We start from the raw sequence: 24333 nt of genomic DNA on the forward strand, positions 1-24333 counted from the left end.
GTGTTCGGCGGCGCCAGGCAATTTCCTCGCGCACGCTCCTTCACCGGAGCGAAGCAATCCTTGTCGCCTGCATAGAGAGGGTCGAATCTGCGAGTTCGGACATCTCGATATGCAGGTAATCTCCCCTTCCTTTGCGAGGAGGGTCGAAGACCCGTACGACCTTGCGGCAGTTGGGATCGAAGATGCACGCAGTCGCGGCTTCGAAGCTGCTGAGCGACATGTTGTCGACTTGGCTCTCGTCACTGTAGGAGATCACGCGAGAGCCGGGCGGTAGCTTGTTGACGCGCCGGATCAGCTCCATTTCGCTTACAGAGGCGAAGAGGAAGATGTTGGCATCCTTCATCTTGGAAACGAAGGACGCGCCCATCTCCCGGGCCGTAGCGCGCTGAATGTTCAGGGTCGGCGACACATAGATGCAGTCGCCGCGGCGCAGTCCGATGGCATTGATGACCAGCGCGTGGAGACGAGCCTCGAAGCGCTCTTCCTGCGTGACAGCAGGGAGCTTCAAGGCGCTTGCAGCGCTAGGTTCTGCAACCTGGCTCAATCGTCGGCCCCCGAACAATCCCGGAGGGATGAACGGACGCGAGAAACGGTATTGGGAATGTTCCCCCGCATGTATTCTTCCCCCGAAGAAGGTTAGTCGCAGCAAGATTTTTGCAGCGCTTGGGAAGACAATAGCGTTTCAGGAAGAATGGGCCAATGGAATTTTGCAAAACATCCAGAAAAGTTCCTGCGATGAGGAATTTACAGGAAGCTTTGGTCAGGCGGCGGCGGAGAAGAGGTTCGTCTGGCCGGTGGTTTTCTCGGTTTCGGCGGCTGTGCGAGCCGCTCGAACCTCGCGGAAATCGCAAAGAGCAATTTCGGTGCGAATGCTCGTGCCGCGCCATTGCTTTTCAGCGAAGCTCGTGTCGATGCCCATGTTGGGCTGCAGCTCGATATGCGTTTCTCGCTGAAATTTCTGGTAGGCTTCCGAGCCGTTGTCGAAGGTGTTCTGGCTGACGCCGCTCATCTTGAACGGAACTGATTCCTGAGGGATGAGGAAGACGCCAATATCGGCAAGGTCGGATGCGACGTCGATGACGCTGTATTCGCATTTCTTGCCGGTATAGCGGGGCGCGGCGCCGTTTGCAGCGTTGAGCGTGCCATAGGGAGGGTTCGCAATGGCTACGTCATAGCGCTGCTTGCGAAGCATGGCCTGAACGTCAGGGTCGAAGATCGAGCCACAGATGACGGTCGCGTCGGGCAGTAGCCGACGCGCAACCTTGCAGTATTCGGGATCGAGCTCGACCAGGGTGAACTTGTGTCGACCGGGGTTCTGCTGGTGATAGGCAAGGGTTGCGACGGAAAGCGCGCCGATGCCTGCGCACAGGTCGAGGATGTGGCCGCCAGCGGGGACTTCCATGGCGAAGTGGGTGGCGAGCTCCACCGGAGTGAAGAACGCCGAGGTTGCAGCGTTCGAATGGGTTGCGCCTTCATGGTAGCGCTCAAGGATTGCGAACCTCTCATCGATGGTCAGGTCCCGATCGACGTTGAGCATTTCCATTGCGTGGTTGTGGCCCTGGAGTTGGGCGCGGGTGAGCTTAGCCATAATTCTTTCCTGCGATAGGAGGGGTATCCCTCTAATTCGTCAGACCACTGCCCTTACTTCCTGTCGTGCGATCTTAGCGCCGGCCAAGTGACCTTCGACGACGCGGAGGCACGCGGCGGCGACTTCGTCGGCGGCCGGGGAGGCGTCGATCATTGCATAGGGCGAGCGGAGGAGAGCTCCGCAAAGGGCGAAGCGATCTGCTGCTGCGCGGTCGAACGCGTCGTCATATTCCTCGAAGCGGTCCACCGGAGCTCCGGCGCGGTGGGCAATTCGCTGCGCGCGAACCTCGTGCGGCGCATGGAGGTAGACGGTGAGATCGGGCATTTCGTTGAAGCAGTAACGCCGGTGTGCATCGAGCACTTCGTCGACCGAGAGGTCGGGGCCGCCGTCAGGCTTCAGGGTCTGAAAGACCAGGCTGGAGGAGATGAAACGATCGCACAGCACGATGCGGCCAGCTTCGACATTCGGACGGATGACGTCGAGGATGTGTGAGCGCCGCGCTGCGTTGAAGATCAGCAGCTGGGTTGTCGTATCCATCGGATGAGATGGATCAAGAAGAAGTCCGCGGAGTTCTTCGGCAAGTTTGGTTCCGCCGGGTTCGCGGGTGACGACGACGTCGCGGCCGCTAGAGCCCAATGCTTCAGCGACCGTTTTCATGGCCGAGCTTTTCCCGACACCGTTCGGGCCGTCGAATGCGATGAATGATCCAGTCATGACTTTTCAATCCGATCAGTTGTGAGGGACGTGTCCCAGGAGCTTCGAGCGCATGTCGATGCGCGCGTTGGTTTTGACGGCACCGCCGGCGACCGGGATGCTCTGGTTCACCAGCCGTTCGAAGCTGACATACGGAGCGATCAGGCGCTCATAGTCGGAGGGCGTGGTGAAACTGCCGCTCGCGTCATATGCAGGCTTGTAGAAGAAGAGGTTCTTCATGGCGCGGCTTACCGCGACGTAGAAGATGCGCATCTCCTCGCCGAAGTCCTCAGGGGACTGCGCGTAATTCGAGGGCATGTGACCACGAATGAAGGACGGGCAATGGACGGTGGGCCATTCGAGGCCTTTCGCGCCATGCACGGTAGAGATCGTGACCGGCTTCTCGTCGGTTTTCTGGGACGCTTCGGCGGCCTTCTTCTCGAGCGAATGGTCGAGAGTAATGGCGGTGAGGAAGTCGTCGAGCGTGTGATGTTCCGCTGCGATCAGCAGAACGGCATCGATATCCTTGCGCCGGTCGGCCCAGTCGTCTTTCCATACAGTCTCCCAGAAGGGGTCCATGATGGCGGCGACATTGCCGAGAAGGTCGGCTGGCGGCGCGCTCGATGCGAGTGCGCTGAGAGCGTAGCCGAGACCATCGAAGGATGTCTTGCGAGCGGCCTCCTCCTTGGCGAGGATGCGCTTCGCTTCCGCGGTATCGGTGACCTTCGAGAGTTGCTCGACGATCTGGTCAGCGGATTTCGGTCCGATCCTCGGATACCGCTGGATCAGACGCAGCCAGGCGGGCTCATGCTCAGGATTCACGGAAACCCGGGCAATTGAGAGGAGATCCTTGATATGGGCTGCCTCGTCGATACGAATTCCGCCGACAACACGGTACGGGATTTGGCGGCTGATGAACTCGGCTTCGATGCGACGGGCGTAGGACATCGAGCGAACGAGGACAGCGTGATTGGAAACTTCACCGCCTTCGTTCTTGTCTTCGATGATAGCGTCGGCGATGGCGCCGGCCTCGGCGACGTTGTCTGCGACTTCTCGGACTTCCGGCTTGGACTTCGAAGGGCCCTGGTTGGAGCGCAGGGTGCGTTCAAAGCCGATTTCCATGTCGGCGTCGATCGCATTCACGATGTCGACGATTTCCTGCGCGGATCGGTAGTTGGTCTCGAGCTTGATCACGCGGGTCTGGGGGAAGCGCTTGATGAAGCCGACCATGGTATCTGGCGCGGATCCCCGGAAGCCATAGATGGACTGGCCGGGGTCGCCGACGATAAGGACGTTCTGCTGTTCGCCGGCAAGACCGTAGACGATGTCGAGTTGCAGTGCGTTCGTGTCTTGGTATTCGTCGACCATGATGTGCGACCAGTTGCGGCGCACAAGGGGACCGATGGTCGGGTCTTCGAGCAGCGCAGCAAAGTAGATCAGGCAATCGTCGTAATCGAGAAGGCCCTTGTCGAGCTTGTAGGTGGTGAAGAGGTCGCGGGTCTGTGAGATCTCGTCGACGAATTCGAGATAGTCGGCATTCTTCCGCTCGATTGCTTCCTCGATAGGAAGCTTGGTGTTGGCGGCGAAGCTGATGATTTTCGCTATGGTGGAGGCGCGCGGCCAGTTGCGCTTATCGCCTTCCTTGAGAGGAGCGATGATGCGCTTCACGATCTCGGTCACGTCTTCGGGGTCTAGAATGGTGAAGGGCTTGTCCGCGCCAAAGACATGGGCGTTCTGGTTGATCACCTTGGTGGCGGTGGCATGGAAGGTGCCGCCCGAAATGAACTGGCAGCGGTTGTCGAGAGCCTTGGCGCGCGAGAGCATCTCCTTTGCTGAGGCACGGGAGAAGGTGATCAGAAGAATGCGCTCGGGTGCGATGCCGCTCTGGACCAGCCGAGCAGCGCGCTTGGTGAGGGTCTTGGTCTTGCCCGAGCCAGGTCCGGCGATTACAACGGCTGGTCCGTCGGTGTGAAGGACGGCCTCGCGCTGTGATGGGTTGAGGTCGGCGATGAGTTCGTCGTTCACGGATAATCCAATCAGGATGCTTCTGCGGGCGCGCGGTAGGATGCGGCCTGCTGGAGGATGGCGTAGGTGCGCGGAGCTTTGCCCGTGCCGTCGGCCAGTTCTTCGGCGTAGGTCTTCAGGAGATCGTCCCAGCGATCGATAAGAAGGGCCCACTGAGCGGAAACAGTGCGCATTTCATCCATGCGGGGCTTCCACTCGGGGACATGCTCGAGCAGGAGGAGGCATCTGCGAAGGTCGGATGGATCCTGGGGAACGCTGGGCTTTGCTCCGGCGTGCCCCATGAAGTGGTTGTAGATGGTCTTCGCGGAGAGTCCGACTTCACCGCGATATTTCCAGTTCTCGGCGCGTGTCCGCCAATGGCCGTCGGCGATGAGTGCCTTGTTTTCCTCATCGGTGAGGCCGAGGCCGATAGAGATCTTGTCTGAACCGCAATGTGGACAGCGAAGGCTCTTTGCGAAGGCGTAGTAGACTTCGACGGTGCAGTGGGTCGGCGTTTCTTTGTGAAACGGCGTTTCGCAACCGCCGCAGCGGTAACCCGCCCGGTAGGTGGTCATGTCGGACAATTTTTCCTCCGAGGAACTTAGTTCGTCGGATAGCCTACCACTTCCTGAAACATCCAGACAAAGGGTTTCTGGCGCTTGTTTGGGGGTGGCTCTGCCTCAGCGCTCGCCGGCGGGCGGCATACCGCGATTTTCGAGAAGCATGTCTAGGGCTTCTCCGACGAGAGCCTGCATCGACTTATCTTCCTGAATGGCGAGTATCTGGATTTGCTTGCTCAGCTCAGGAGAGAAGTACCCGACGATAGCCTTCTTGCCGTCGCGCGCTTTTGCGCGTGACTGCTTCCTTGGCTTGGAAGTTGGCTTGGCGGGTGAAGATTTCTGAGTGCTCATGGTCGCGTGTAAGCATGTTAGCAGCTTGTGAGGGATCCAGAAAGACCCCAAGCGACCATGAGCATTCCATTTGGGCGTTAGTCGGAAGGCTTGGCGCGCTCGTTCCATTCGGCTTCGGTAATGGTTTCCACGCCGAGGTCTTGGGCCTTCTTGAGCTTCGAGCCAGCGCCAGGGCCGTAGACGAGCATGTCTGTCTTGGCCGATACGCTGCCGGAGACCTTGGCGCCGAGGCCTTCTGCCATGGCCTTCGCTTCGTTGCGGGTCATGGTTTCGAGCGTGCCGGTGAAGACGATGGTCTTGCCGGTGAGCGCGGACTGGGTCGTTTTGTGGATCACGTCCTCGATCGTCATCTGCTCAGCCAAGCGGTCTGCGATAGCGCGGCTGGTCTCGTCTTCGTAGAAGTCGAGCAGTCGGCCGAGGATTTCGGGACCGATGCCAGGCATCTCCAGCGAAGCTGCGAGTTCGGAGATGGTCCGACGGTAGTGTTTCTTCCAGTCGTCGGGATGCATCACGGCTTCGACGTTGTTGCGCGCTTCGATGAGCTCGTCGACTTTGGCGATGAACGCATCGTACGACTGGAATTTGCGGGCAAAGTCCCGCGTGGCGCTACGGCCGACTTGGTGGATGCCGAGGCAGTAGATCACGCGGTTGAGCGGCGAAGCGCGGCGCTCTTCGATTGCGGTGAAGAGCTTGTGAACGCTCGTGGTGCCCCAGCCGGGAATGTTCACGATCTTGTCGCGCTTCTCGTGGAGGCGGAAAATGTCGGCGGGTTCGGTCACGAGGCCGAATTCGACGAACTCGCTCATGGCTTCCGAGCCGAAGCCTTCGATGTTGAGCGCGTCACGCGAGACCATGTGGATCAGGCGCTCAAGGCGCTGGGCGGTGCAGCTGAGACCTTCGGTGCAGCGGCGGACGGCTTCGCCTTCGGGACGATTGGTGTGGCCACCGCAGGCAGCGCATTCGGTGGGAAAGACGTAGGCCTCGCGGCCGCTACGGTCTTCGTCCGAAGGAGCGACACCGAGGATCTGCGGGATAACGTCGCCGGCACGCTGGAGGATGACAAGGTCGCCGACGCGGATGTCGTTCTCGCGGATGTAGTCCTCGTTGTGGAGGGTGGCGTTCGAGATGACGGTTCCGCCGACAGTGACGGGCTCGAGGCGCGCGACGGGTGTCTGGGCGCCTGTGCGGCCTACCTGGATGTCGATGGCGTTGAGGCGGGTGATTGCACGTTCTGCAGGGAACTTGTGTGCGATCGCCCAGCGCGGAGTGCGCGAGACGTTGCCGAGCTTCTTCTGGCGGCCGACCTCGTTCACCTTATAGACCACACCGTCGATGTCGTATTCGAGGTCAGCGCGCAGGGTGCCGATCTTCTCGTAATGTTCGACGAGTTCATCGACGTTGGAGCATTCGATGAAGAGAGGATTGGTCTTGAAGCCGAGGCGTTCGAGTTCCGAGATGACTTCGGTCTGGGCGATGCCGAGGTTCTCGCTCAGCTCACCGGTGGCATAGGCGAAGAAGTTGAGCCGGCGCTGTGCAGTCTTGGCCGGGTCCTTCTGACGAAGCGCACCAGATGCGCCGTTGCGCGGGTTGGCGACGAGCTTCTTGTTGTTGGCCGCGCGCTCTTCGTTGATTGCCGCGAACTCGGCTTTGGCCATGTAGACCTCGCCGCGGACCTCGAGCACGTCGGGGACGGGCGCGGGCAGCCGCTGAGGAATATCATCGAGCACGAGGGCGTTTGCGGTGACGTCTTCGCCGGTTTCGCCGTCGCCGCGGGTGGCGGCGCTGACGAGAACGCCATTCTCGTAACGAAGCGAGAGCGAGAGACCGTCGATCTTGGGCTCGGCGGTGAAGGAGATGAAATCGTCAGCCGTGAGGCCGAGGTGCGAGCGCACAGTCGCGATGAATTCCTCGACGTCTTCGCGAGTGAACGCGTTGGCCAGGCTCAGCATGGGAAGAGCATGGGTGATCTTCCCGAAGATCGGGGAGGGCGCGCTGCCGACCTTCTGGGTCGGTGCATCGGCGGATGCGAGCGAGGGGAAGGCTGCCTCGAGCTCGTTATGCCGGCGGACGAGGGCGTCATAGTCGCCGTCGCTTATCTCGGGATTGTCATCGCCGTGATACAGCTGATTGTGACGTGCGATGTCAGCGCGCAGCGTTTCCAGCTCGGCCTTTGCCTCGGCTTCGGTGGTCTCGGGCTTATCGAGAGTTTCGAAAAGGTCCACGGGCATTTCCTCATATTGGTGCGTACGCCTCAGTGGGCGCAGCAGTCTGATTGGTATCTGGATAGGTCGAATTCGCTGGAGGCGATTATTGTGGAGAGGTCACTGCCTCTTTTTCAAGCGCTTTCCCGATGGCTTTGCCCGCGCGGTACATCGCGTAGGCAGCGCTATCTCTGAGGCCGGTATAGTCGAGATCGACCTGGTCGAAGCCGCGCCAGAAGTGGACGGCCCAGCCGTTGCCTTTGCAGCGGATGCCGCTGGGATGGATAAAGTTGCGATGCTTGGTGTCGTAGGTCTGGATCGCTGCATCGAAGTTGCGGCGCATGAAGTCGGCCTTGAAGGGGTTCTTCACGAGCGAATGCATCTCGCCGTGCCGAGAGCCGATGTTCGAATTGGGTGCAAGCGCAGGCATTATCCAGCTTTCTTGACGACGTCGTCGATCATGTTGTTCATGCGCTGGTGCGCTTCGACGCGAATGCCCTTCGGTGGTTCGGCAATTCCTCGCGGGGTCACCGCCTTGGTAAAGCCGAGCTTGGCGGCTTCCTTCAGGCGAAGGCCCATGTGGGCGATGGAGCGGATCTCACCAGACAAGCTGATTTCACCGAAGGCGATCGTTTCATTGGGGACCGGCTGGTCGGCAAGGGCGGATACGAGGGCCATTGCGACAGCGAGGTCCGCGCCCGGGTCATTGATGCGGTAGCCACCGGACACCGCGAGATAGACCTCTGCGTTCGAGAAGGAGAGGCCGTAGCGGGATTCGAGCACGGCGAGGACCATCGAGAGGCGGTTGTTGTCCCAGCCGACGACGGAACGGCGCGGCGTGGCCCCTGACTGGAGGCGGACGACCAGCGCTTGGATCTCGACGAGAACAGGCCGGGTGCCTTCAAGAGCCGGAAAGACGACCGATCCTGATACAGCCTGGTCGCGTTCGGTGAGGAAGAGGCTGCTTGGGTTGGTGACTTCTTCGAGACCCTTCTCGCCCATGGAGAAGACACCGATCTCGTCGGTGCCGCCGAAGCGGTTCTTCACGGCCCGCAGCATGCGGAACTGGTGACTGCGGTCACCCTCAAAGGAGAGGACGGTGTCGACCATGTGTTCGAGGACGCGCGGGCCGGCGATGTTGCCATCCTTGGTGACGTGGCCGACGAGGATCAGCGCTGTGCCGGTCTTCTTGGCAAAGCCGATCAGTTCGTTCGAGCAGGCGCGAACTTGGCTCACGGTGCCGGGAGCGCCTTCAATCTGGTCGGAGTGAACGGTCTGGATCGAGTCCACGATGAGAACTTCGGGTCGAAGCTCGGTCATGGTGGTCAGGATATCGCGAACAGAAGAGCCAGAGGCGAGTTCAACCGGTGCATCGGCGAGGCCCAGCCGCTGGGCGCGCAGGCGCACCTGATTGTCGGATTCCTCACCGGAGACGTAGGCGACCTTGTTGCCGGCGCGCGCGAGCTGCGCGACGGTCTGGATGAGCAGGGTCGACTTGCCGATGCCCGGCTCGCCGCCAAGGAGGGTAGCGGAGCCATGAACGATGCCTCCGCCCAGGACGGTATCGAGTTCGCCGATGCCGGTCTTGAGACGTTCGGGCATGACGACCTGCGTGTTGAGCGGGGTCATCGATAGTTTCGAGCCGCCGCTCGAAAGGTCATGCTTGGCAGAGAATGGGGTTACATTGCCCCCTGCATCTTCCTGCAGGGTATTCCATTCTGAGCAGTCACTGCATTGGCCAGACCACTGGGTGCTCGCACCCCCACAAGCGGTGCAGACAAAGCGTTTCTTTGGCTTGGCCATTTTTCCTCACGAATTTCAGTTCTCAGACTGATATTCATAGGGCAGTCCGATGGCTAAATCGGACGATGAGGACTACTTTTTTTGGAGGCTAGGTCTCGTTGAGCGATGCTTCGACGAGGCCTGCATACTCTTCCTGTTCACGCCCTGACGTGACTGTAGCAGTGGAGCGCACAGGCTGGAGCGCGCGAGAGCGGCTGGCAGCTGTTGTGGATCCTGATCGCTGACTGGATGCCAGAGCATACCTATGGGGGGAGGAAGCATTTTGGATGGGGATGCTTCCGGTTCGGTCGATGGCGATCTGGATTGGTGCGCCCGGGTTAGGGCCAACTGTCAGCTGGGTTGATTCATCAGGTTTGCGGCTGGCAGCTTCCCTATAGTCCAGCGTGGTTGGGGCGGCGGTGCGAGCGACGAGGTATTGGCCTTGGGGAAGGCGGATACTGGCTGAGCTGCCCGCGCGTACGTGAACAGTTGCAGCCGGGCGCCAAGGCGCTGAGCGAGATCCGGTGGCGATGTAAAATCGGACGATGCCGTTCTGCATGCTTTCGGTATTGCCGATGCTCACAGGAATGGTCTGCTGACCAGGGCGAATGGATATGCCCCACTCAGCCGCGTTATTCGCGGGAAACCAGACTGGTTCAGGTTCGGGAGCGTGTTGGATCGGCTCGATCGATGCCTGGGGCATCTGGTGTGCTTGTGCGGATTCCGGAATCGGTGAGGCAGGTGGGGTTGCCTGCTTTTCACGGAATGTCAGGATTGTCTCAGAGACACCGTCCATGAACATGCCAGCCGCTGCTCCACTGAAGGTGAGGAATGTGGCGGCAATGCCGATCTTCAATGATCGGCTGGTCTTGGACTTCTTGCGGCGAGATTTGGCCGAACTTCGCATGTTACCTCAAACAATCTGCGTCTCCCTAGCTCTCGCTTTCGTGAGAGTGTGTAGGTAGAAATGCAGATTGAGGGCGAGAGTTTCGGTTAAGGGGCCTTCGCTCGGCGAATTGAGTGCCTGCGAGCGTTGTGTCGCAAAACACGACGCTCGATTGGGGGTTAGCTGGGCTGAAGCGCGAGCTGAATACGTACAGGCCTGCTCAGGTGACGCTTGTGAGACAGGCGCGCAAATCTGGCAGCTCCGCGCTTCATGGCGGTGTCTTTTTTGCTGTCGGGTTGCGCGATAAGGTTCACTGTTCTCTTTCAGGTCTGAGCTTTGGGTGGGACAGAATCTGTCCGCCTCTGATGCCGAGCATTCGTCACATCACCGGTGCGAATGCAAGGCCAGCCGTCCTGTTTTGAGACGAAGTGTTATGATTTGGGACGAGTTGAGGTTTCGTCGGGGATTTCAATGTCGCCGTAATCGATTTCCTGTTTTTCCTGGGGCTCATCAGGAGCGACGGGGAGGTCTGACTTGGCAGCGCGGATTGTCTGGCCTTTCCTCCGGCGCAGAGATCCACCGTCGGTTATTTCGAGGTGTTTCTGGGCAATGATGGCGGACTGGTCGCTCTCGATATTCATCTTGAGGCGAGGGGAGGCGTATTGGTCCTTCGCGATGTCCCAATCCATGTTGATGGAAGTGCTGACGACATCGAGCCGATATTCGGCCGGAGGCAATTGGATGATGGCTTTACCGTTGGCCCGAACATAGAGAACCGCTGCGAGTTGAGGGTCGCGATCCTCGCTTAGAACCTGGAAGAGGACGCGGTGGTTGTCGCGCTTGGAGAGGTTGTCGAGCTTGACCGGGATTGTCGGCACGCCGGGCCGAAGCGATATCGACCAGTCGACGCGGTTGGTCTCAGGGAAGAACTGCGGTTTCGTGCGCCCACCTGGCTTGTCGAAGCTAACCAGCTCGAGAGGAGGTGGAGGCGCCTCGGCTCGGATATTGCGGGCCTTGAATTCATCCAAGGTGGCCGCGGATTCCAGAGCTACGGTCGCGGTCGCGCCGCCAGCCGCGAATGACATGGCGGAAAAGCAGAACACGGTGAGCCAACCAGGGCCGGTGTGGCTTTCGTTCCTCTTCGCTTTGGCTTTTGCCGCAGGCTTTTTGCGAGGAGTGCTCATGAGAGGGCGATATAGTCCAGAGAGAGCCCGAGGACGCCGAAGAGGATGATTACGACGATCCCTACACCGGTGAGAGCCTTGGCAAGCTGAGCATTCAATTCGCGGCCAGTGATGCCTTCGATGGCATAGGTGGCCAGGTGGCCGCCATCGAGTGCGGGAATCGGGAGGAGGTTGATGATGCCGACGCCGATCGAGAGAATGGCCATCATGTAGAGGAAGGGCATGAAGCCCATCGATATGGTGTGGCCGGACATCTTGGCGATCCTGACAGGGCCAGAGAGTTCGACGACGGGTCGCTGCCCTGTGACGATTTGCTTCAGCGCCATGAACTGGCTGTAGGTGACGAACAGTCCTTCGCTCACACCCTTGGTGAGAGCGGCACCGACGCTTGGGGACCGTTCGAAGGCGCGGGGAAGGGTGACGCCCAACTCGCCGATCCGGCTTACATTGCCGAAGCCGTCATCGTGAGAAACGGCATTCAGCGTCGCGGTCAGGCTGTAATCGCTTCCGTAGCGATCAACATCGATGACGACTGTCTCGCCTGGTGCGATCATGATGCGCTGGCGCACGTCGTATGCGGTGATGATTTCGTTGTTGTTGAAGCGCGTAATCACGTCGCCTTCGCGCAGACCAGCTTCAGCCGCGGGACTATCGGGCATAACGGATTCAACGACCGGCTGGCCGGCAGGATAACCGTAGAAGTAGGCAATGCCTGCGAGGAGGAGACCGGCAAGAACGAAGTTGATGCCCGGACCAGCCGCAACGACCGCGGCCCGCGGCCATCGGGGAAGGTCGTTGAGGCGTTTCTGCCCCGGCTTCACCTCCACGCCTTCGTCGTCACCAGCGAACTTGACGTAGCCGCCGATAAGGAAGGGCGCGATGCGCCATTCCGTGCCGCGCTTGTCCTTCCATGACAGCAGGGCAGGGCCGAACCCGACGGAGAAGTGGGTTGCGATAAGCCCGAAGCTGCGCGCGGCGAGATAGTGCCCGAATTCATGGATGCTCACGATGGTGGAGACCATGAGGATGAAGGCGACGAAGGCGATGAGAAAGTCGGTCATATTGCCCAGTTGTTACGGGATTGTTCTGCGACAAAGATTGCGAGCTGGCGCTGGCAAGCGCCCTCGATCGTTGCAGCGCGCTGGTCGGGAAGACCGGCGAGTTCATCGCGCATGACGCCGCTGATGGCGCATGCTGCCGCATTGCGGATCTCGTGTTCGTCGAAGTGAACGAAGTCACCGTCGACTTCGAAGGCACAGACGGTCCGATTGACGAGGGGGTGGAACTCGTAGTCGAGTCCCTCCACCACCTTCGCCATGGTTGCGGTTATGACGTTCCGACTGTCGTCGGAGCTGCTGATCTTGGGGGCGCTTGCCATATCCATGCTCAGGCCTCGTTCGCGGTTGCCGGCTGGTTGCTGGCGTTCTGCAGCTGACTGATCTGCTCGTTCTGAGCGGAGATCTGCTGGTCGCGGGCGAAGTTGCCCGACGAGACGTAGCCTTCCATGTCGGCTTTGCCGAGATCGAGAACGGCCTTCACTTCTTCGCCACTGCCGCCGCCGGGGATAAGGGCGCGGATCGTGCCCTGACCGTCAGGCTTGTTCTGAGCAGTGTCGATGAAGGCGATATGGACCGGCGGCTGGTCGCCGAGCGGCCGCATGTAGAAATTCTCTCCGTCCTTGATGAGAAGAACGCGTACGGGAGATTTGTCTGCCATCTTTTCTTTACTCCAGTTTTCCGGCCATCATGGCCGGCTCATTGCGAAATGTGGGTTTGTTTAAGACGTGGGATGGGCCTCCATCACATCGTCGACCAGGAACTGCATGCTGGTTCGCCCCTGCCAGACATTGATGTCTGCCTGCCCGGCGATCAGCAGCTTCTTTCCCGATTGGAGAGCTTCGAGGATGCCGTTGTCGGCAGCCCGGAAGGCGATAGCGTCGATGCTTCCGTTATCGTCAGCGATCTGGAATTTGACGTGCCCGCCCTTGAGTTCGTGAATCCTGTCGATGCTAGCGGGGCCAAGGATGTATCGAGGTTTCGGCCAGCCCTGACCGTAAGGGCCCATCTGTTCGATTTCATTGACGAAACCGGGCGTGAGGTCGGATGTGTAGACGAAGTCATCGAACTGCGTGCTGTTTTGCTCGCGGGCCTGCGCGGTCTCGGCAGAGAGGGTGGCATTGAGATGCTCGCGAAGGCCGTCAATTTTCGAAGGCTCGATCGTGAGGCCGCATGCCATGACGTGGCCGCCGCCGGCTACTAGGTGTCCTGACTTCACGGCATCCATAATGGCCTTGCCGAGGTCGACGCCGGAGATGGAACGGCCGGAGCCTTTGCCGATGCCGTTCTCGTCGATGCCGATAACGATTGCGGGGCGGTTGAAGGTTTCTTTCAGGCGCCCAGCGACGATGCCGATTACGCCATGATGCCATCCTTCCTTGCCGACGACGATGATGTCGTCGTCGTCTGAGACCATGGAGGTGGCTTCTTCGAGGACTTGGTTCTCGATTGCGCGGCGGTCGGCGTTCAGCTGATTTAGCTCATCTGCAACCTGGTCGCAGAAGTCGGGGTCATTGCTGGCGAGAAGGTCGGCTCCCAGCCGCGCTTTCCCGATGCGGCCGCCGGCGTTGATGCGAGGACCGAGGTGGAAGCCAAGGGCGGTGGCGCCTGCACCTTCGCGGACGCCAGACACACGGGCGAGGGCGCAAAGGCCCGGGTTTTCTTTGCGCTCGAGACGTCGCAATCCGAGTTTGACGAATGATCGGTTGAGGCCGGTGAGCTTCATCACGTCGCAGACGGTGCCGAGAGCAACGAGGTCGAGGAGCGTCGAAGGGTTGGGCGCTTCGCCTTCGCTGAAGAATCCGGCGTTACGCAGGTCGCGATTGACCGCGGCGGCGAGCATGAAGGCCAAGCCAGCCGTACAGAGATTGCGCAGCTTCTGGCCGTCTTCGGTCTCGTCGTGCCGGTGTGGGTTTACCAGGGCGAGAGCGTTGGGAAGAGTGTCTGAGGGCTGGTGATGGTCGACGACGATTACATCGATGCCTTCGCCGGTGGCCTTGGCGATGGTCTCGTGGTTCTGTGTGCCGCAGTCGAGAAGAACGATGACGCCGGGCTTCTCGGCAATGGCTGCGGCGCAGTTGTCATCGCCGAAGCCGTAGCCGTTATCGCGATCGGGAACATGCGTGATTACATGCTTCGCCTTTGCAGAGGCGAGGTAGCGCTGGACGATAGCGGTAGAAGTCGCTCCGTCGACATCGTAGTCGCCGAAAACGAGGATGACCTCGTCATGCTTCACGGCCGAGGCCAGCCGCATAGCGGCCTTGTCCATGTCGGTGAGGACAGAGGGGTCGGGCATATGCTCCTTGAGCGCAGGGTTCATCAGGCCGGGTAGATCTTCCTGTGAACTCCCGCGAGCGTGCGCGACGCGCGCCTGAAGCCGTGATGGCCCGTCAGACTCCGGTGCGTAGTCAAACCCAGTTGAATCTCGCAGCGACCATTTGCGGCCAAGGGCGGATGTTCGGTTTTCGAGAATAGATGTTGTCTCGGTCACGTAAGGGAATCTTTCAAAATTTTCCTGAGCCACAAATCTGGGTTTGACAACCGGCTCAGCTACCCCCAATCCATAAACATCCACAGGGGTACTGCAAATGATCCAGATCGGGGCAATTCTTTCAGGTTTTTCTCTCTATGCGCTCTTCGCATGGAAGCCGATATGGCAAATGGCCAATGCGAGAAGCGCGGAAGAAATTTTCAGCTATTTCATCGTCGTCGGAATGCTCCTCTTCGGGGTCTTCATGACGTCGGGCGGAAAAACGAACTTCTCGATCATGCGGTTCACTCCGTCGTTCGTGGCAGGCGTGATGTGCTCGATGGGCTATGCGACCGAGACGTATTGGTTGATGGCGGCTGGTGGAGTGATCTTCGCAGCCTTCTGGATCTGGTTCGGCGAATAGACGCCAGGGTTTAGTCGGTGCCTACTCGGGCAAAGCCACCCTGCGTCTCGCTTGTGGCTGCAGGCGCTTCTGCCTCAGCGATAGCGCGCTGCCTTTCTGACCAGTCCTGAGGTCGCACCGAGCGGAACGCGCTGGCGCGCGGATCAGCTGACGTAGTCACGTCGGCCAGGGATTCATCCGCGCTTGCGAGCTCGATAGTTCCCATAACGCGTTCGCGCTGCTGAGCGGCTGGTCGCGCGGCGACTTGGGGAGCCTGGGCGATGATCGCAGGGATGTTCGTAATGCCCGGATCGAGCGGGTCACCGGTGGGAATTTGGCTGGCACTCGCGCTGAGATGCTGTTCGGGGCCGCCCATCGGAGGCTGGCGATTCATTCCGCTCTGGATGCCGGCGAGGCTGGCACGACTGTCGTTATAGCCGGGAATGACGAGAGGCGTGGTCTTCACGCTGTCGCGAGAAGCTACAGAAGATCCCGTAGGAGTTCTGGGGCATTGGACGAAGCCTGTGCTCGAGTGCGTGATGCGCAGGTAGTTGTTCCAGACCTTGCATCCGTACCAGTTGCGGCGGCGCTGAACCTTCTTGTTGTGATAGTCCATCACGCCCTCTCGCCACGACCCGCGCGAGTGTGCGAGCTGGATGAGGTAGCCAGCACCGTATTCGACGTTTGTCTTGGAATCGAGGAGGTCGGTCAACTGGCCGAACTTGTGGCCATGATACATGAGGTTGACCTGCATGCAGCCGACGTCGATCGACTTCACGCCGCGGTTCCAGTTCGCTGAGATGATGCGAGCCATCTCAGCTTTGCTCTTGGCGAAGTGGCTGCGGCCGGCGATGTTCATCGCATAAGGGCTGGGCTGCCCTTCATTGCCGGACTCGGTAATCGCGATGGCCATGAGAAGTCCGCGCGGGATCTGCCGGCGTCTTTCGACCTCTGCGATCATGGTCGAGCAGGTGTAGCCCGTTTCAGGAGCGGTCTGGGCGCTCGCGGTCCCTGAAAAACCCACGAGTGCGCTGAGACCCATGAGGGTCGTAGCCACTGTTCGAATCATTTTCTTGCCCCCCCGGCAGGATAATTGAGGAATTACGCGGCGGCCTTGATACGGGAAAGTAGACCCGTTTGTCGAGAAGTTCCATCAAGAGTTTCGATTGCGCGCTGCAAAGCGCGCTTCGATCCCACGATGACGCAGAGCTTTTTGGCTCGTGTAACGGCGGTGTAGAGGAGGTTACGCTTCAGCATCACCCAGTGGCTTGTCGTCATGGGTATCACGACGACGTCGTATTCGGAGCCTTGGCTCTTGTGGACGGTGAGAGCGTAAGCGAGATCGAGGTTCGCCCAATAGGCGCGCTCGAGAGCGACATCCTTCTTGCCGAAGTTGTTATGGAGAAACGCGTTCCGCTCAGGGTCGACCTCAATGTCTGTGATCACACCGGCGTCGCCGTTGTAGATATTGAGGTTGTAGTTGGTCTTCATGCACATAATGCGATCGCCCATGCGGGCATGGTGACCGTTGCGAATGATGACGCGGTCATTGTCGTTGCCGGCGACTTTGATGGGCTCAACGGGATTGAGAGCGTTTTGCAGCGCGACATTGAGCGCTAGAACTCCGACGGTGGAATTCTTCCCGGGGCTGAGCACCTGAATTTTCTCGGTTGGATGTCCGATGTTCGTAGGGATCTTGTCGGAAACCATTTCGATAATGCGATCGGAGGCGGCCTGGGGATCGTCCATTTCGATGAAGACTAGGTCGGATTTGCCCGGCTGGCCGAATTCAGGGAGCTTTCCGTTCTTGATGCGCTCTGCGCCGAGAGCGATGGCAGAGCCTTCGCCGGTGCGGCGAACGATGGTGAGCTTGGTGACTTCGCAAATGCCGGAAAGGATGAGGTCGTGGAGCACGCGGCCGGCATCTACTGAAGGAAGCTGGTCGGGGTCTCCTACGATGATGAGGCGGGTCTTGCCTCCGGCAACGGCCCTAATGACGGCATCTGCCATTCGGGTGTCGGACATGGAGAATTCGTCTGCGACGATTAGGTCGTAGGGGAAGGGGTTCTGGTCGTTATGGACGAACCCGTGGGTTTCTGGATCGAACTGCAAGGCCATGTGCATAGTGCTGGCCTCGTACCCCGTGGAGTCTTGCATCCTGTCGGCAGCAAGCCCCGTTGGCGCCATGAGAAGCACGCGCGGCTGCTGACCGCGCTCAGCCATCAGCTTCTTGAACGTCTCGATGATTGCTTTGATCGTGAATGTTTTGCCGGTGCCCGGCCCCCCGGTGAGGACGCTGAGGGAATTCTTGAGGGCTGCGCTGACAGCTCCGAACTGCTCGTCAGATACGCCATAGTCCTTCTTGAGGGACTTGAGGGCGCTCGTGACGGAGACGGGGTTGAGAGGCGGCGGGGTTGAGCGCGCAAGGCGGGTGATGAAACGCGCGAGACGGGTTTCGAGACGGGCGAGGGAGGGTTTCTGGATCAGCTTGTTCGGGGATTCGAGCAAGCTTCCTTCCTCGATCTCTCGGTCGAGAACAGCAGTGACAGCCTTCCGGTCGCCGAAGGTTAGGACTTCGCAGGCCTTGTCGAGGAGCTGCGTATAGGAAAGCCCCGTATGGCCGTCGAGGGCAGCGAGGTCGAGGGCGTGCTGGATCCCCATTTCGAGGCGTTGAGGGGAATCGATCTGATATGTGCCAGCGCGCTTTGCGAGCTCGTCAGCGGTGCCGAAGCCTACGCCATCAACCTCTTTGGCGATGCGGTATGGCTCTGTCTGAAGGACCGCTTCGAAGTCTGGTATGGTCTCGATGATCTTCTTGCGAATATGAGGACCTACGCCGAGATCTGCGAGGGTGGCGTGAGCAGCATGCTCCTGCATGTTGGAGGCCCACGAGGCGAGCAGCGAGTTCGCTTTGCTTTCGCCTATCAAGCCTGCGACCAGACCATCTGGGTCACCCTGGTTGAGGATGGAGATTACGCCTGACCCCAGGCTGTCAGCCAGACGCTGGGCCATTTTCGGGCCGATCCCTTTGAACTCCTTTCCAGCGAGGACCTTGGCAACGCCTTCGGGGCTGCTTGGGATTCTACGGAGAACGTCACGGGCCTGGAACTGCCGTCCAAACCTCTTGTGTTCCACGACCTTGCCGATGGCCTTGATCTGGTCATCTTTTTTGAGCGGCTGGAGGTTGTCGTATTGGCGGACAGTCATCTGCGAAGCATCGTCGAGTTGAATCTGGAATACGCGCATTTTGCCGTCGGGCGCATCGAAGATCATGCGCGTTACCCGGCCTTCGAGGGAAGCCTCGTGGCCAGTGTTCAGGGGGAGTGGCAGCCCTTGGGCTTGTGCGGTCATCTGGGATTGCCTCGACATGTGGTCTCTCGCCAGGCGCATGCGGGCGAGGGCCATTTTTCTTCCTTTGGAATTGCATTCGGCAAAGCCGATGCCTTCAACTCACCTACTCTACCAGCAGAAGCGCGAGGTTCTAGGGAATTCCTCGGCGGCGGCTGGTTCAGGATATTTCGCTTGAGAAATCCTGAAACTTCCAGAAAATATGAAATTTGTCGCTGACACAGGCTCTGTTTGGGCCTAAAAGGTGTGTGGGCTTATTTAGAACAGGGAATTTTTTATGGATACGCAAACGTCGGCCAAGCCGCAGGCTCAGGTGATCGAAGCCAAGGCTCTGATGAGCGTTACCGACCAGCAGCGGCTGGACGAGCGGTTCGCGAAGGAAAGCGATTATTACGCCATCTTCTTGATGGACGAAGTTACGGGCGATCGTGTTCGTGTTCGCACCTCGGTCTGGGAACTGGACGAAGATCGTGTTCCGATCCTCAAGGACGGCAAGCGCCAGCTTCGCAATCCGCACGATGTTGCGCTCGATGTCTGGGCGGCTCAGGGCGCCGACGATCATACGCTCGAGATGGTCCAGCGCGGCGGCTGCATCGTGGCTACGCCTCGTTCGATCGCGAATGAGATCGCGATGCGCAATGCGGCGGATGCCGAGTGAGCGCGTTCCACAAATACGGAGCGATAGTTTTCCTGCTGTCGCTCTATCTGATCGCTGCGAAGATCGGCAGCAGCTTCAGCGACGCCTTGAAGATTTTCGGGGCGATGATGTGGGTTCTTGCGATCGCGATGTTCGCTTACCTGGTCCTTTTCAAGGGCATGAAGATTTCGCTCTTCGGTAGGGAGAGCGCGAACGACAACCTCGATTTCGAAGAGTTCGAGGAAGAGGAACTTGCTGAAGACGCGGCGATCGCTGCGAATGATGCTGGGGCTGAGAAGCCTCGCTCAACCCCACCTGCGGAATAGGGATAGGCTGTAGCTATGCGACGGATTCTGGCATCATTGTTTGTGGCGTTTGCCCTTGTCTTGTCGGTGGTTTCGCCGGCTCCTGCGTATGCGCAGGAAGAGCCACCAAGCTGGTGGGACTGGGACATGGGTGGCGAGGATGCAGAGCCGAAGAAGTCGCTTGCAGAGTGGAAGGAGACCTTCAGTGCTCCGAGCGCCTGCTGGGGCTGCGAACTCTATTCCGCGATGGCGACGGTCACTATGGACATCGGGCAGAAGGGCGAAGCTCTTTTCACCGGTAGTGCGATCAATGCGATGAGCGCTTTCATGGGGCTCTGGGTTGTCTTCCAGCTCTATCTGCTGATGAGTCCGTCCTTCGCCAACGGCCCGGCGCAGTCCATCGACACGATTTTCCAGCGCCTGGTTCTGATGGTCATTCTGTTGTTCGTGCTGAGCGCGGGCCCTTATGGCTACATTATGGAAGGCTTCGTTTTTCCAGCAATCAACGGGACCATGGGCGCCGCGAATGCGCTGATTGGCGGTGGTGGTAGCTGCGGCGGCGGCGGCGGTAATCCGCTTGCTGTTTCCGGCTCGCAGTTGATCTGCTCGATGCATATCGAGATGGGGAAGGGCATCGGCCTTGGAGTGTTCCTGATCGATGATGCGGAAATGAACTTCTTCACCGGCAACTTCGAGATTTTCCAGATCATTGGCGGCCTGGTTATCGCACTTTGCTTCGGCCTCATGATGGTCATGCTGCCGTTCCGCCTTTTTGATGCAATGATCCGCCTGGCTGTTGTCTCGGTCATACTTCCGGTGATTGTTCTGGCATATCAGTTCAAGCCGACGCGTGGTGCTTGCAAACAGGCTGCGACGTCTTGCTTGACTGCCGGCCTGACGTTTCTGTTCACTGCGGTGGCGGTCGCGATTTCGGTGCAGTTGCTTTCTATCGTGGCGAGTCCGGTGATCGACTCTGCAACGGACACGAGCACCAATTCGTATATCGGCCCCCTCGACGGCAAGGCGTTTATGGTGCTCGTCGCTGCTGCATGCGGCATGGCTGCATTTATCAAGTCGGCAGGTACGCTGGCAGCTGAGTTCGCTGGTTTCCAGGGTAGCTCGGGCGGCGTTGGCGGCGGTGCGGCAACTGGCTTCGCAGCTGGCGCTGCCGGTACGGCAGTCGTCAGTGGCTATGCTGGTAAGAAGCTGGTGTCCGCAGGCCGGGCGGCTGCGACCGGCGGCTCTTCGCTGGCTTTCGACGGGGCGATGAAAGCTGGCAGGGCGACGATGGGTGCGTCGGCCGCTGCTGGCCGCGCAGCCGGTGGTGCGGATATGGGCGGACGCTAAGCGCTCCACCTTGCCAAAAAGAAAGGGGCGGTTCTCTTGTGAGAGCCGCCCCTTTTCGCAGGTGGTGAAGCTTGAGGATCGTAGGTGGTCAGCCGTCCTCGGGTGCCTCGTTTCGAGGTTCTATTGTGAGTTCGAATGTGTGGTGGTGAACCCTAGAAGGGCACGTCGAGCATCAGGTCTTCGATCTGATTGTCAGCCCCGCCGTTCTCGGCAGCCTGTTCAGCTTGCAGCGCGTGGAATTCCTCGAAGAGGTCAGGGCTGACGAAGCCGAGGTCTGCGAGGAAAAGCGAGGGCGATGCATCTTTCCCGAACCGCAACGACGATCGCGTGATGCAAAGCTTCTTGCGAGCGCGTGTGATGGCGACGTAGCCAAGGCGGCGTTCTTCTTCGAGATCGCCGTCTCCGCGGATAGCTTGGTTGGAAGGCAGGACGCCTTGCTCCCATGCGGGAAGGTAGACGTTGAAGAACTCGAGGCCCTTCGCAGCGTGGATGGTGCCAATCCAGACACCTTTGCCCTGGTCGCGTCGGGCGTCCTCGGAAAGGCCGAGGTGGTCGAGGAATTCGGCAAGGGTTTTGCCCTTGGCGATGTTGATGAGGTCGTCGATGTTCGAGAGGCGGGTGGTGAGGGCCTCTACGGCGTCCTTCTCGCCGTTGTTCCGAGCTTCCTTGAGGTCTGCCTTGATGGATTCGCGATAACCGGTGTCGTCCACGATTTTCGTTACGACCGTGTCGGCCGTAGCTCCGTGGACGGCATCGGCGGCCATCTCACGAATGACGCGGCAGAACTCAAGGACCGGCTCGCGAGCCGGCTGAGGCATTATCCCGCCGCTTGCCATGCGCCGAGCGGCGTCGGTGATGTCCGTCCGCATCTTCTTGGCGGCTTTTTCGATGTCTTCGAGGAGGGTGGCACCTACGTTGCGCTTGGGCGCAGCGATCGCACGCTCGAAAGCCATGCGGTCATGGGCATTCGCGATCAGGCGCAGATATGCGGAGATGTCTTTGATCTCCTGCCTGTCTTGGAATTTCTTGCCCCCGGAAAGGGTGTAGCGGATCCCGCGCTGGTTGAGGGCGCTCTCGACGAAGTTGAGGGCATGGCTGGCACGGACCAGCACAGCGATTTCTTCGCGCGGAACGCCAGCCTCGATGTCCTCGGCGATCTTTTCGACAATCCAGTCGGCTTCGTGGATCGCTTGCTCGAAGAACTCCTGTTCGACCTCGGCGCCGGGCTCGTCGTAGGTGTAGAGTTCTTTACCCAGGCGGTTGTTGTTGACGCAGATGAGCCGGTTGGCGGCATCGAGGATGTTCTGGCTCGAACGGAAGTTCTGCTCGAGCATGATACGGTGAGCGCCCCAGCGGCGCTCGAACTGGAGGATGTTGTCGATCTTGGCGTGGCGCCAGGTGTAAACGAGCTGGTCCTCGTCTCCGACGACAGTGAGGTTGGGATTTTCCCCCATGATGCTGCGAAGCAGCGCCTCCTGGCGACTGTCGGTATCTTGGTATTCGTCGACGAGGACATAGCTGAAGCGCTGCTGGATTTCGCCGCGGACGAATTCAGATTCCTGCAGGAGCTTGTTCATCTCGGTGATGAGATCGGAGAAGTCTTTGACGTTCTCCGCCGCCTTGCGACGCTGGTATTCGGCGGCCGCTTCGCGAACAGGCTTTTCGATCAGCTGAAGCTTTTCGTCAGGAGTGTCCGACGCGCAGTAGATTTTGTCATGTGCGTCTTGGATTTCGTCGAGCGTTTCCTTGTCGGGAGGGCTGCCAAAGCGCTCTTTCCAGCCGATGCGCATCATCTTTCGCGTGTCGTCGGAATCGAGAATGGTCCAGTCGGTCGACCAGCCAAGCTCGCCGCCGTAGTCGCGGAGCATCTTCGCGCAGAATGCATGGAAGGTGGTTGCGGTGACCGAGATTGCATCCAGCTCGAGCATGTGAGCGATGCGGGTGGCCATCTCCTTCGCAGCTTTGTTGGTGAAGGTGAGGGCGAGGATCTCGCTGGGCTGGGCCATGCCAGCCGTGACCAGGAGCGCGATGCGCGAGGTCAGTGTCTTGGTCTTGCCAGTACCTGCGCCAGCAAGGATGACCAGCGGCGTGCCGTCGTAGGTAGCCGCGTCGAACTGCTGGGGCGTCATGCCCTCGACGAGCTTGATAAGGCGTTGCTGGTTGTTTGTGGGGTGCGTGGCAGCAAGAGCTGCGTCTACGCGATCGCGGAGAGATCCGTCGCAGTATTCATCGGGTTCGACGCCGGCGTCATCCTGCCAAGGGTCGAATTCTTCGAAGCTGTCGTAGCGACCGAGCATTAGACTGGATCCATCCTTTTCCATGAAATGGGCCCCGCCGGGTGACACCGTCCGACGAGGCCCTGTCAGGAGACTTTCATCATGCCCATACAGGCATCACTTCCCCTCAATTCATTCACTTCCCTGGCTCTTGGAGCCTGAAAACGCCGCCTCCGTTGAGAGGCGGCGTTTCCCATTAGGCGGCGGCCTTCGCGCGTGCCTCGTCGTGACGGCCCCAGACGTCGCCCCAGTCGCCCTGGAGGGCGCCCTTCGAATACTCGGTGGCGCGAGTTTCGAAGAAGTTGGCGTGCTCGACGCCGTTGAGCTCGTTTTCGAGCCACGGCAGCGGATGCGTTTCGACGTGGTAGATCGGGTCGAGGTCGAGCTGGCCGAGACGGAAGTCGGCGGTGTAGCGGACGTACTGCTTGTAGTCCTCGGGGGTAGTCTTGCCCACCGGGCCGAGTTCGAACGCGCGGTCGATGAACGCGTCTTCGAGCATCACGACCTTGTGGAGACCCTGCATGATGCCTTCCTTGACGTCCGAGAGGTCGAGACCGGCTTCCTTGCGGAACTCGTGGAAGAGCTTGATGATGCTGGCGACGTGCAGCGTTTCGTCGCGGATCGACCAAGTGATAACCTGGCCCATGCCCTTCATCTTGTTCATGTTCGCCGAGAAGTTGAGCAGCATCGCGAACGACGAGAAGAGCTGCAGGCCTTCACCGAAGGCGCCGATGAGCGCGAGGCTGGTCGCGATCTCTTTCGGGTCGCGCATCTTGTAGCCGGTGAGCATGTCGTGCTTCTCGCGCATTTCTTCGACTTCGAGGAATGCGTTGTAGTGGCTGTCGGGGAAGCCGAGCGTTTCGAGGAGCAGCGAGTACGCCTCGACGTGAGTGTCTTCCATCGAGCCGAAGCGACGCAGCATGCGCGCGATTTCACCGTTGCGGAAGATGGGCGAATAGAGCGTCATGTAGTTGTTCGCGACGTCGATATCCGACTGGGTGAACAGCTTGAGGATGTTGTTGATGAGCCCACGCTCGGCATCATTGAGCGTGGCGTAGTCACGGGCATCGTAGCCCATCGTGATTTCTTCCGGCGGCCAGTCGATCTGGCGCTGGCGCTTCCACGCCTCGTGTGCCCACGGATAGTGGAACGGCTTGTAGGTTTCGGAAGGACGGCACATCGGGATGTGCTGCAAGTCTTCGCGAAGAGCGAACGGATCGAGGTTGATGGTGTCGGTCATGTG

At 59.6% G+C, this 24333-nt stretch carries 23 protein-coding genes; 4 read left to right on the plus strand and 19 right to left on the minus strand.

Annotated features, from left to right (window positions below; all coding sequences use genetic code 11):
- Nucleotides 1-40: 40 nt before the first annotated feature.
- The 15 genes from DVR09_RS14900 to recJ all read right to left on the minus strand — a co-directional run bounded on the left by DVR09_RS14900 (nucleotide 41) and on the right by recJ (nucleotide 14879).
- Nucleotides 41-508 (minus strand): hypothetical protein, encoded by a 468-nt coding sequence (locus DVR09_RS14900; RefSeq protein ID WP_115418056.1) that lies wholly within the window; start codon nucleotides 506-508, stop codon nucleotides 41-43.
- A gap of 252 nt (nucleotides 509-760) precedes the next feature.
- Nucleotides 761-1588: a methyltransferase gene (locus DVR09_RS14905; RefSeq protein WP_115418057.1), complete on the minus strand. Its 828-nt coding sequence runs from the start codon at nucleotides 1586-1588 to the stop codon at nucleotides 761-763.
- Nucleotides 1589-1627: 39 nt separating this feature from the next.
- Entirely contained in the window at nucleotides 1628-2302 is a 675-nt protein-coding gene (tmk, locus tag DVR09_RS14910) for a dTMP kinase (RefSeq protein WP_115418058.1), read from the minus strand.
- Nucleotides 2303-2317: 15 nt separating this feature from the next.
- Nucleotides 2318-4306 (minus strand): ATP-dependent helicase, encoded by a 1989-nt coding sequence (locus DVR09_RS14915; RefSeq protein ID WP_162815003.1) that lies wholly within the window; start codon nucleotides 4304-4306, stop codon nucleotides 2318-2320.
- 11 nt (nucleotides 4307-4317) lie between these two features.
- Nucleotides 4318-4860: a hypothetical protein gene (locus DVR09_RS17255; protein WP_162815004.1), complete on the minus strand. Its 543-nt coding sequence runs from the start codon at nucleotides 4858-4860 to the stop codon at nucleotides 4318-4320.
- 105 nt (nucleotides 4861-4965) lie between these two features.
- Nucleotides 4966-5196: a ribbon-helix-helix domain-containing protein gene (locus tag DVR09_RS14920; RefSeq protein WP_162815005.1), complete on the minus strand. Its 231-nt coding sequence runs from the start codon at nucleotides 5194-5196 to the stop codon at nucleotides 4966-4968.
- 77 nt (nucleotides 5197-5273) lie between these two features.
- On the minus strand, nucleotides 5274-7418 hold the full coding sequence (gene ligA / locus DVR09_RS14925; RefSeq protein WP_234041646.1) for an NAD-dependent DNA ligase LigA: 2145 nt from the start codon (nucleotides 7416-7418) through the stop codon (nucleotides 5274-5276).
- A gap of 85 nt (nucleotides 7419-7503) precedes the next feature.
- Entirely contained in the window at nucleotides 7504-7827 is a 324-nt protein-coding gene (locus DVR09_RS14930) for a hypothetical protein (protein WP_115418062.1), read from the minus strand.
- On the minus strand, nucleotides 7827-9200 hold the full coding sequence (gene radA, locus DVR09_RS14935) for a DNA repair protein RadA (RefSeq protein WP_115418063.1): 1374 nt from the start codon (nucleotides 9198-9200) through the stop codon (nucleotides 7827-7829). The genes DVR09_RS14930 and radA overlap by 1 nt, the downstream gene beginning before the upstream one ends.
- Before the next feature lie 88 nt (nucleotides 9201-9288).
- Nucleotides 9289-10086, minus strand: coding sequence for a hypothetical protein (locus DVR09_RS17260; RefSeq protein ID WP_162815006.1), 798 nt, complete (start codon nucleotides 10084-10086; stop codon nucleotides 9289-9291).
- A 410-nt stretch (nucleotides 10087-10496) separates the two neighbouring features.
- Nucleotides 10497-11249, minus strand: a complete 753-nt coding sequence (locus DVR09_RS14940; RefSeq protein WP_115418064.1) for a hypothetical protein — start codon at nucleotides 11247-11249, stop codon at nucleotides 10497-10499.
- A complete protein-coding gene (locus tag DVR09_RS14945) occupies nucleotides 11246-12310 on the minus strand; it encodes a M50 family metallopeptidase (protein WP_115418065.1) in 1065 nt (354 codons plus the stop codon). The genes DVR09_RS14940 and DVR09_RS14945 overlap by 4 nt, the downstream gene beginning before the upstream one ends.
- Nucleotides 12307-12633: a hypothetical protein gene (locus DVR09_RS14950; RefSeq protein WP_115418066.1), complete on the minus strand. Its 327-nt coding sequence runs from the start codon at nucleotides 12631-12633 to the stop codon at nucleotides 12307-12309. Before DVR09_RS14950 ends, DVR09_RS14945 begins: the two co-directional genes overlap by 4 nt.
- A 2-nt stretch (nucleotides 12634-12635) precedes the next feature.
- Nucleotides 12636-12965, minus strand: a complete 330-nt coding sequence (locus DVR09_RS14955; protein WP_115418067.1) for a hypothetical protein — start codon at nucleotides 12963-12965, stop codon at nucleotides 12636-12638.
- Between the two features lie 60 nt (nucleotides 12966-13025).
- On the minus strand, nucleotides 13026-14879 hold the full coding sequence (gene recJ, locus DVR09_RS14960; RefSeq protein ID WP_162815007.1) for a single-stranded-DNA-specific exonuclease RecJ: 1854 nt from the start codon (nucleotides 14877-14879) through the stop codon (nucleotides 13026-13028).
- A 13-nt stretch (nucleotides 14880-14892) separates the two neighbouring features.
- On the opposite strand from recJ, the gene DVR09_RS14965 reads away from it, so the two are divergent.
- Nucleotides 14893-15198, plus strand: a complete 306-nt coding sequence (locus DVR09_RS14965; protein ID WP_115418069.1) for a hypothetical protein — start codon at nucleotides 14893-14895, stop codon at nucleotides 15196-15198.
- Between the two features lie 10 nt (nucleotides 15199-15208).
- Here the strand turns inward: DVR09_RS14965 and DVR09_RS14970 are convergent, their stop codons facing one another.
- Nucleotides 15209-16090, minus strand: a complete 882-nt coding sequence (locus DVR09_RS14970) for a lysozyme family protein (protein ID WP_234041647.1) — start codon at nucleotides 16088-16090, stop codon at nucleotides 15209-15211.
- Nucleotides 16091-16278: 188 nt separating this feature from the next.
- Nucleotides 16279-18528, minus strand: a complete 2250-nt coding sequence (gene recD2 / locus DVR09_RS14975; RefSeq protein WP_162815009.1) for an SF1B family DNA helicase RecD2 — start codon at nucleotides 18526-18528, stop codon at nucleotides 16279-16281.
- Between the two features lie 274 nt (nucleotides 18529-18802).
- On the opposite strand from recD2, the gene DVR09_RS14980 reads away from it, so the two are divergent.
- Genes DVR09_RS14980 through DVR09_RS14990 form a run of 3 tightly spaced genes read left to right on the plus strand, consistent with a single transcriptional unit; the run spans nucleotide 18803 to nucleotide 20814 of the window.
- On the plus strand, nucleotides 18803-19183 hold the full coding sequence (locus tag DVR09_RS14980; RefSeq protein ID WP_115418072.1) for a hypothetical protein: 381 nt from the start codon (nucleotides 18803-18805) through the stop codon (nucleotides 19181-19183).
- Complete coding sequence (locus DVR09_RS14985; RefSeq protein ID WP_115418073.1) at nucleotides 19180-19488, plus strand: hypothetical protein; 309 nt, start codon at nucleotides 19180-19182, stop codon at nucleotides 19486-19488. The genes DVR09_RS14980 and DVR09_RS14985 overlap by 4 nt, the downstream gene beginning before the upstream one ends.
- A gap of 15 nt (nucleotides 19489-19503) precedes the next feature.
- Nucleotides 19504-20814, plus strand: a complete 1311-nt coding sequence (locus DVR09_RS14990; protein ID WP_115418074.1) for a type IV secretion system protein — start codon at nucleotides 19504-19506, stop codon at nucleotides 20812-20814.
- 152 nt (nucleotides 20815-20966) lie between these two features.
- Here DVR09_RS14990 and DVR09_RS14995 read toward each other — a convergent pair whose 3' ends face one another.
- Together DVR09_RS14995 and DVR09_RS15000 are read right to left on the minus strand one after the other, a co-directional pair.
- On the minus strand, nucleotides 20967-23111 hold the full coding sequence (locus tag DVR09_RS14995) for an ATP-dependent helicase (RefSeq protein ID WP_162815010.1): 2145 nt from the start codon (nucleotides 23109-23111) through the stop codon (nucleotides 20967-20969).
- 175 nt (nucleotides 23112-23286) lie between these two features.
- Entirely contained in the window at nucleotides 23287-24330 is a 1044-nt protein-coding gene (locus DVR09_RS15000) for a ribonucleotide-diphosphate reductase subunit beta (RefSeq protein WP_234041648.1), read from the minus strand.
- Between the last annotated feature and the right edge of the window lie 3 nt (nucleotides 24331-24333).

This window comes from Erythrobacter aureus (assembly GCF_003355455.1).
Lineage (GTDB): Bacteria > Pseudomonadota > Alphaproteobacteria > Sphingomonadales > Sphingomonadaceae > Qipengyuania > Qipengyuania aurea.

What these genes read in the sequence shown, in the direction of transcription:
- DVR09_RS14930 (WP_115418062.1), bottom strand. Translation starts at nt 7,827, where the DNA reads ATGCCTGCGCTTGCACCCAATTCGAACATCGGCTCTCGGCACGGCGAG.
- DVR09_RS14990 (WP_115418074.1), top strand. Translation starts at nt 19,504, where the DNA reads ATGCGACGGATTCTGGCATCATTGTTTGTGGCGTTTGCCCTTGTCTTG.
- DVR09_RS14965 (WP_115418069.1), top strand. Translation starts at nt 14,893, where the DNA reads ATGATCCAGATCGGGGCAATTCTTTCAGGTTTTTCTCTCTATGCGCTC.
- radA (WP_115418063.1), bottom strand. Translation starts at nt 9,200, where the DNA reads ATGGCCAAGCCAAAGAAACGCTTTGTCTGCACCGCTTGTGGGGGTGCG.
- DVR09_RS14955 (WP_115418067.1), bottom strand. Translation starts at nt 12,965, where the DNA reads ATGGCAGACAAATCTCCCGTACGCGTTCTTCTCATCAAGGACGGAGAG.
- DVR09_RS14970 (WP_234041647.1), bottom strand. Translation starts at nt 16,090, where the DNA reads ATGGCCATCGCGATTACCGAGTCCGGCAATGAAGGGCAGCCCAGCCCT.
- DVR09_RS14950 (WP_115418066.1), bottom strand. Translation starts at nt 12,633, where the DNA reads ATGGATATGGCAAGCGCCCCCAAGATCAGCAGCTCCGACGACAGTCGG.
- DVR09_RS14980 (WP_115418072.1), top strand. Translation starts at nt 18,803, where the DNA reads ATGGATACGCAAACGTCGGCCAAGCCGCAGGCTCAGGTGATCGAAGCC.
- DVR09_RS14920 (WP_162815005.1), bottom strand. Translation starts at nt 5,196, where the DNA reads ATGAGCACTCAGAAATCTTCACCCGCCAAGCCAACTTCCAAGCCAAGG.
- DVR09_RS14940 (WP_115418064.1), bottom strand. Translation starts at nt 11,249, where the DNA reads ATGAGCACTCCTCGCAAAAAGCCTGCGGCAAAAGCCAAAGCGAAGAGG.
- DVR09_RS14995 (WP_162815010.1), bottom strand. Translation starts at nt 23,111, where the DNA reads ATGCTCGGTCGCTACGACAGCTTCGAAGAATTCGACCCTTGGCAGGAT.
- DVR09_RS14945 (WP_115418065.1), bottom strand. Translation starts at nt 12,310, where the DNA reads ATGACCGACTTTCTCATCGCCTTCGTCGCCTTCATCCTCATGGTCTCC.
- recD2 (WP_162815009.1), bottom strand. Translation starts at nt 18,528, where the DNA reads ATGACCGCACAAGCCCAAGGGCTGCCACTCCCCCTGAACACTGGCCAC.
- tmk (WP_115418058.1), bottom strand. Translation starts at nt 2,302, where the DNA reads ATGACTGGATCATTCATCGCATTCGACGGCCCGAACGGTGTCGGGAAA.
- DVR09_RS17255 (WP_162815004.1), bottom strand. Translation starts at nt 4,860, where the DNA reads ATGACCACCTACCGGGCGGGTTACCGCTGCGGCGGTTGCGAAACGCCG.
- DVR09_RS17260 (WP_162815006.1), bottom strand. Translation starts at nt 10,086, where the DNA reads ATGCGAAGTTCGGCCAAATCTCGCCGCAAGAAGTCCAAGACCAGCCGA.
- DVR09_RS14905 (WP_115418057.1), bottom strand. Translation starts at nt 1,588, where the DNA reads ATGGCTAAGCTCACCCGCGCCCAACTCCAGGGCCACAACCACGCAATG.
- DVR09_RS15000 (WP_234041648.1), bottom strand. Translation starts at nt 24,330, where the DNA reads ATGACCGACACCATCAACCTCGATCCGTTCGCTCTTCGCGAAGACTTG.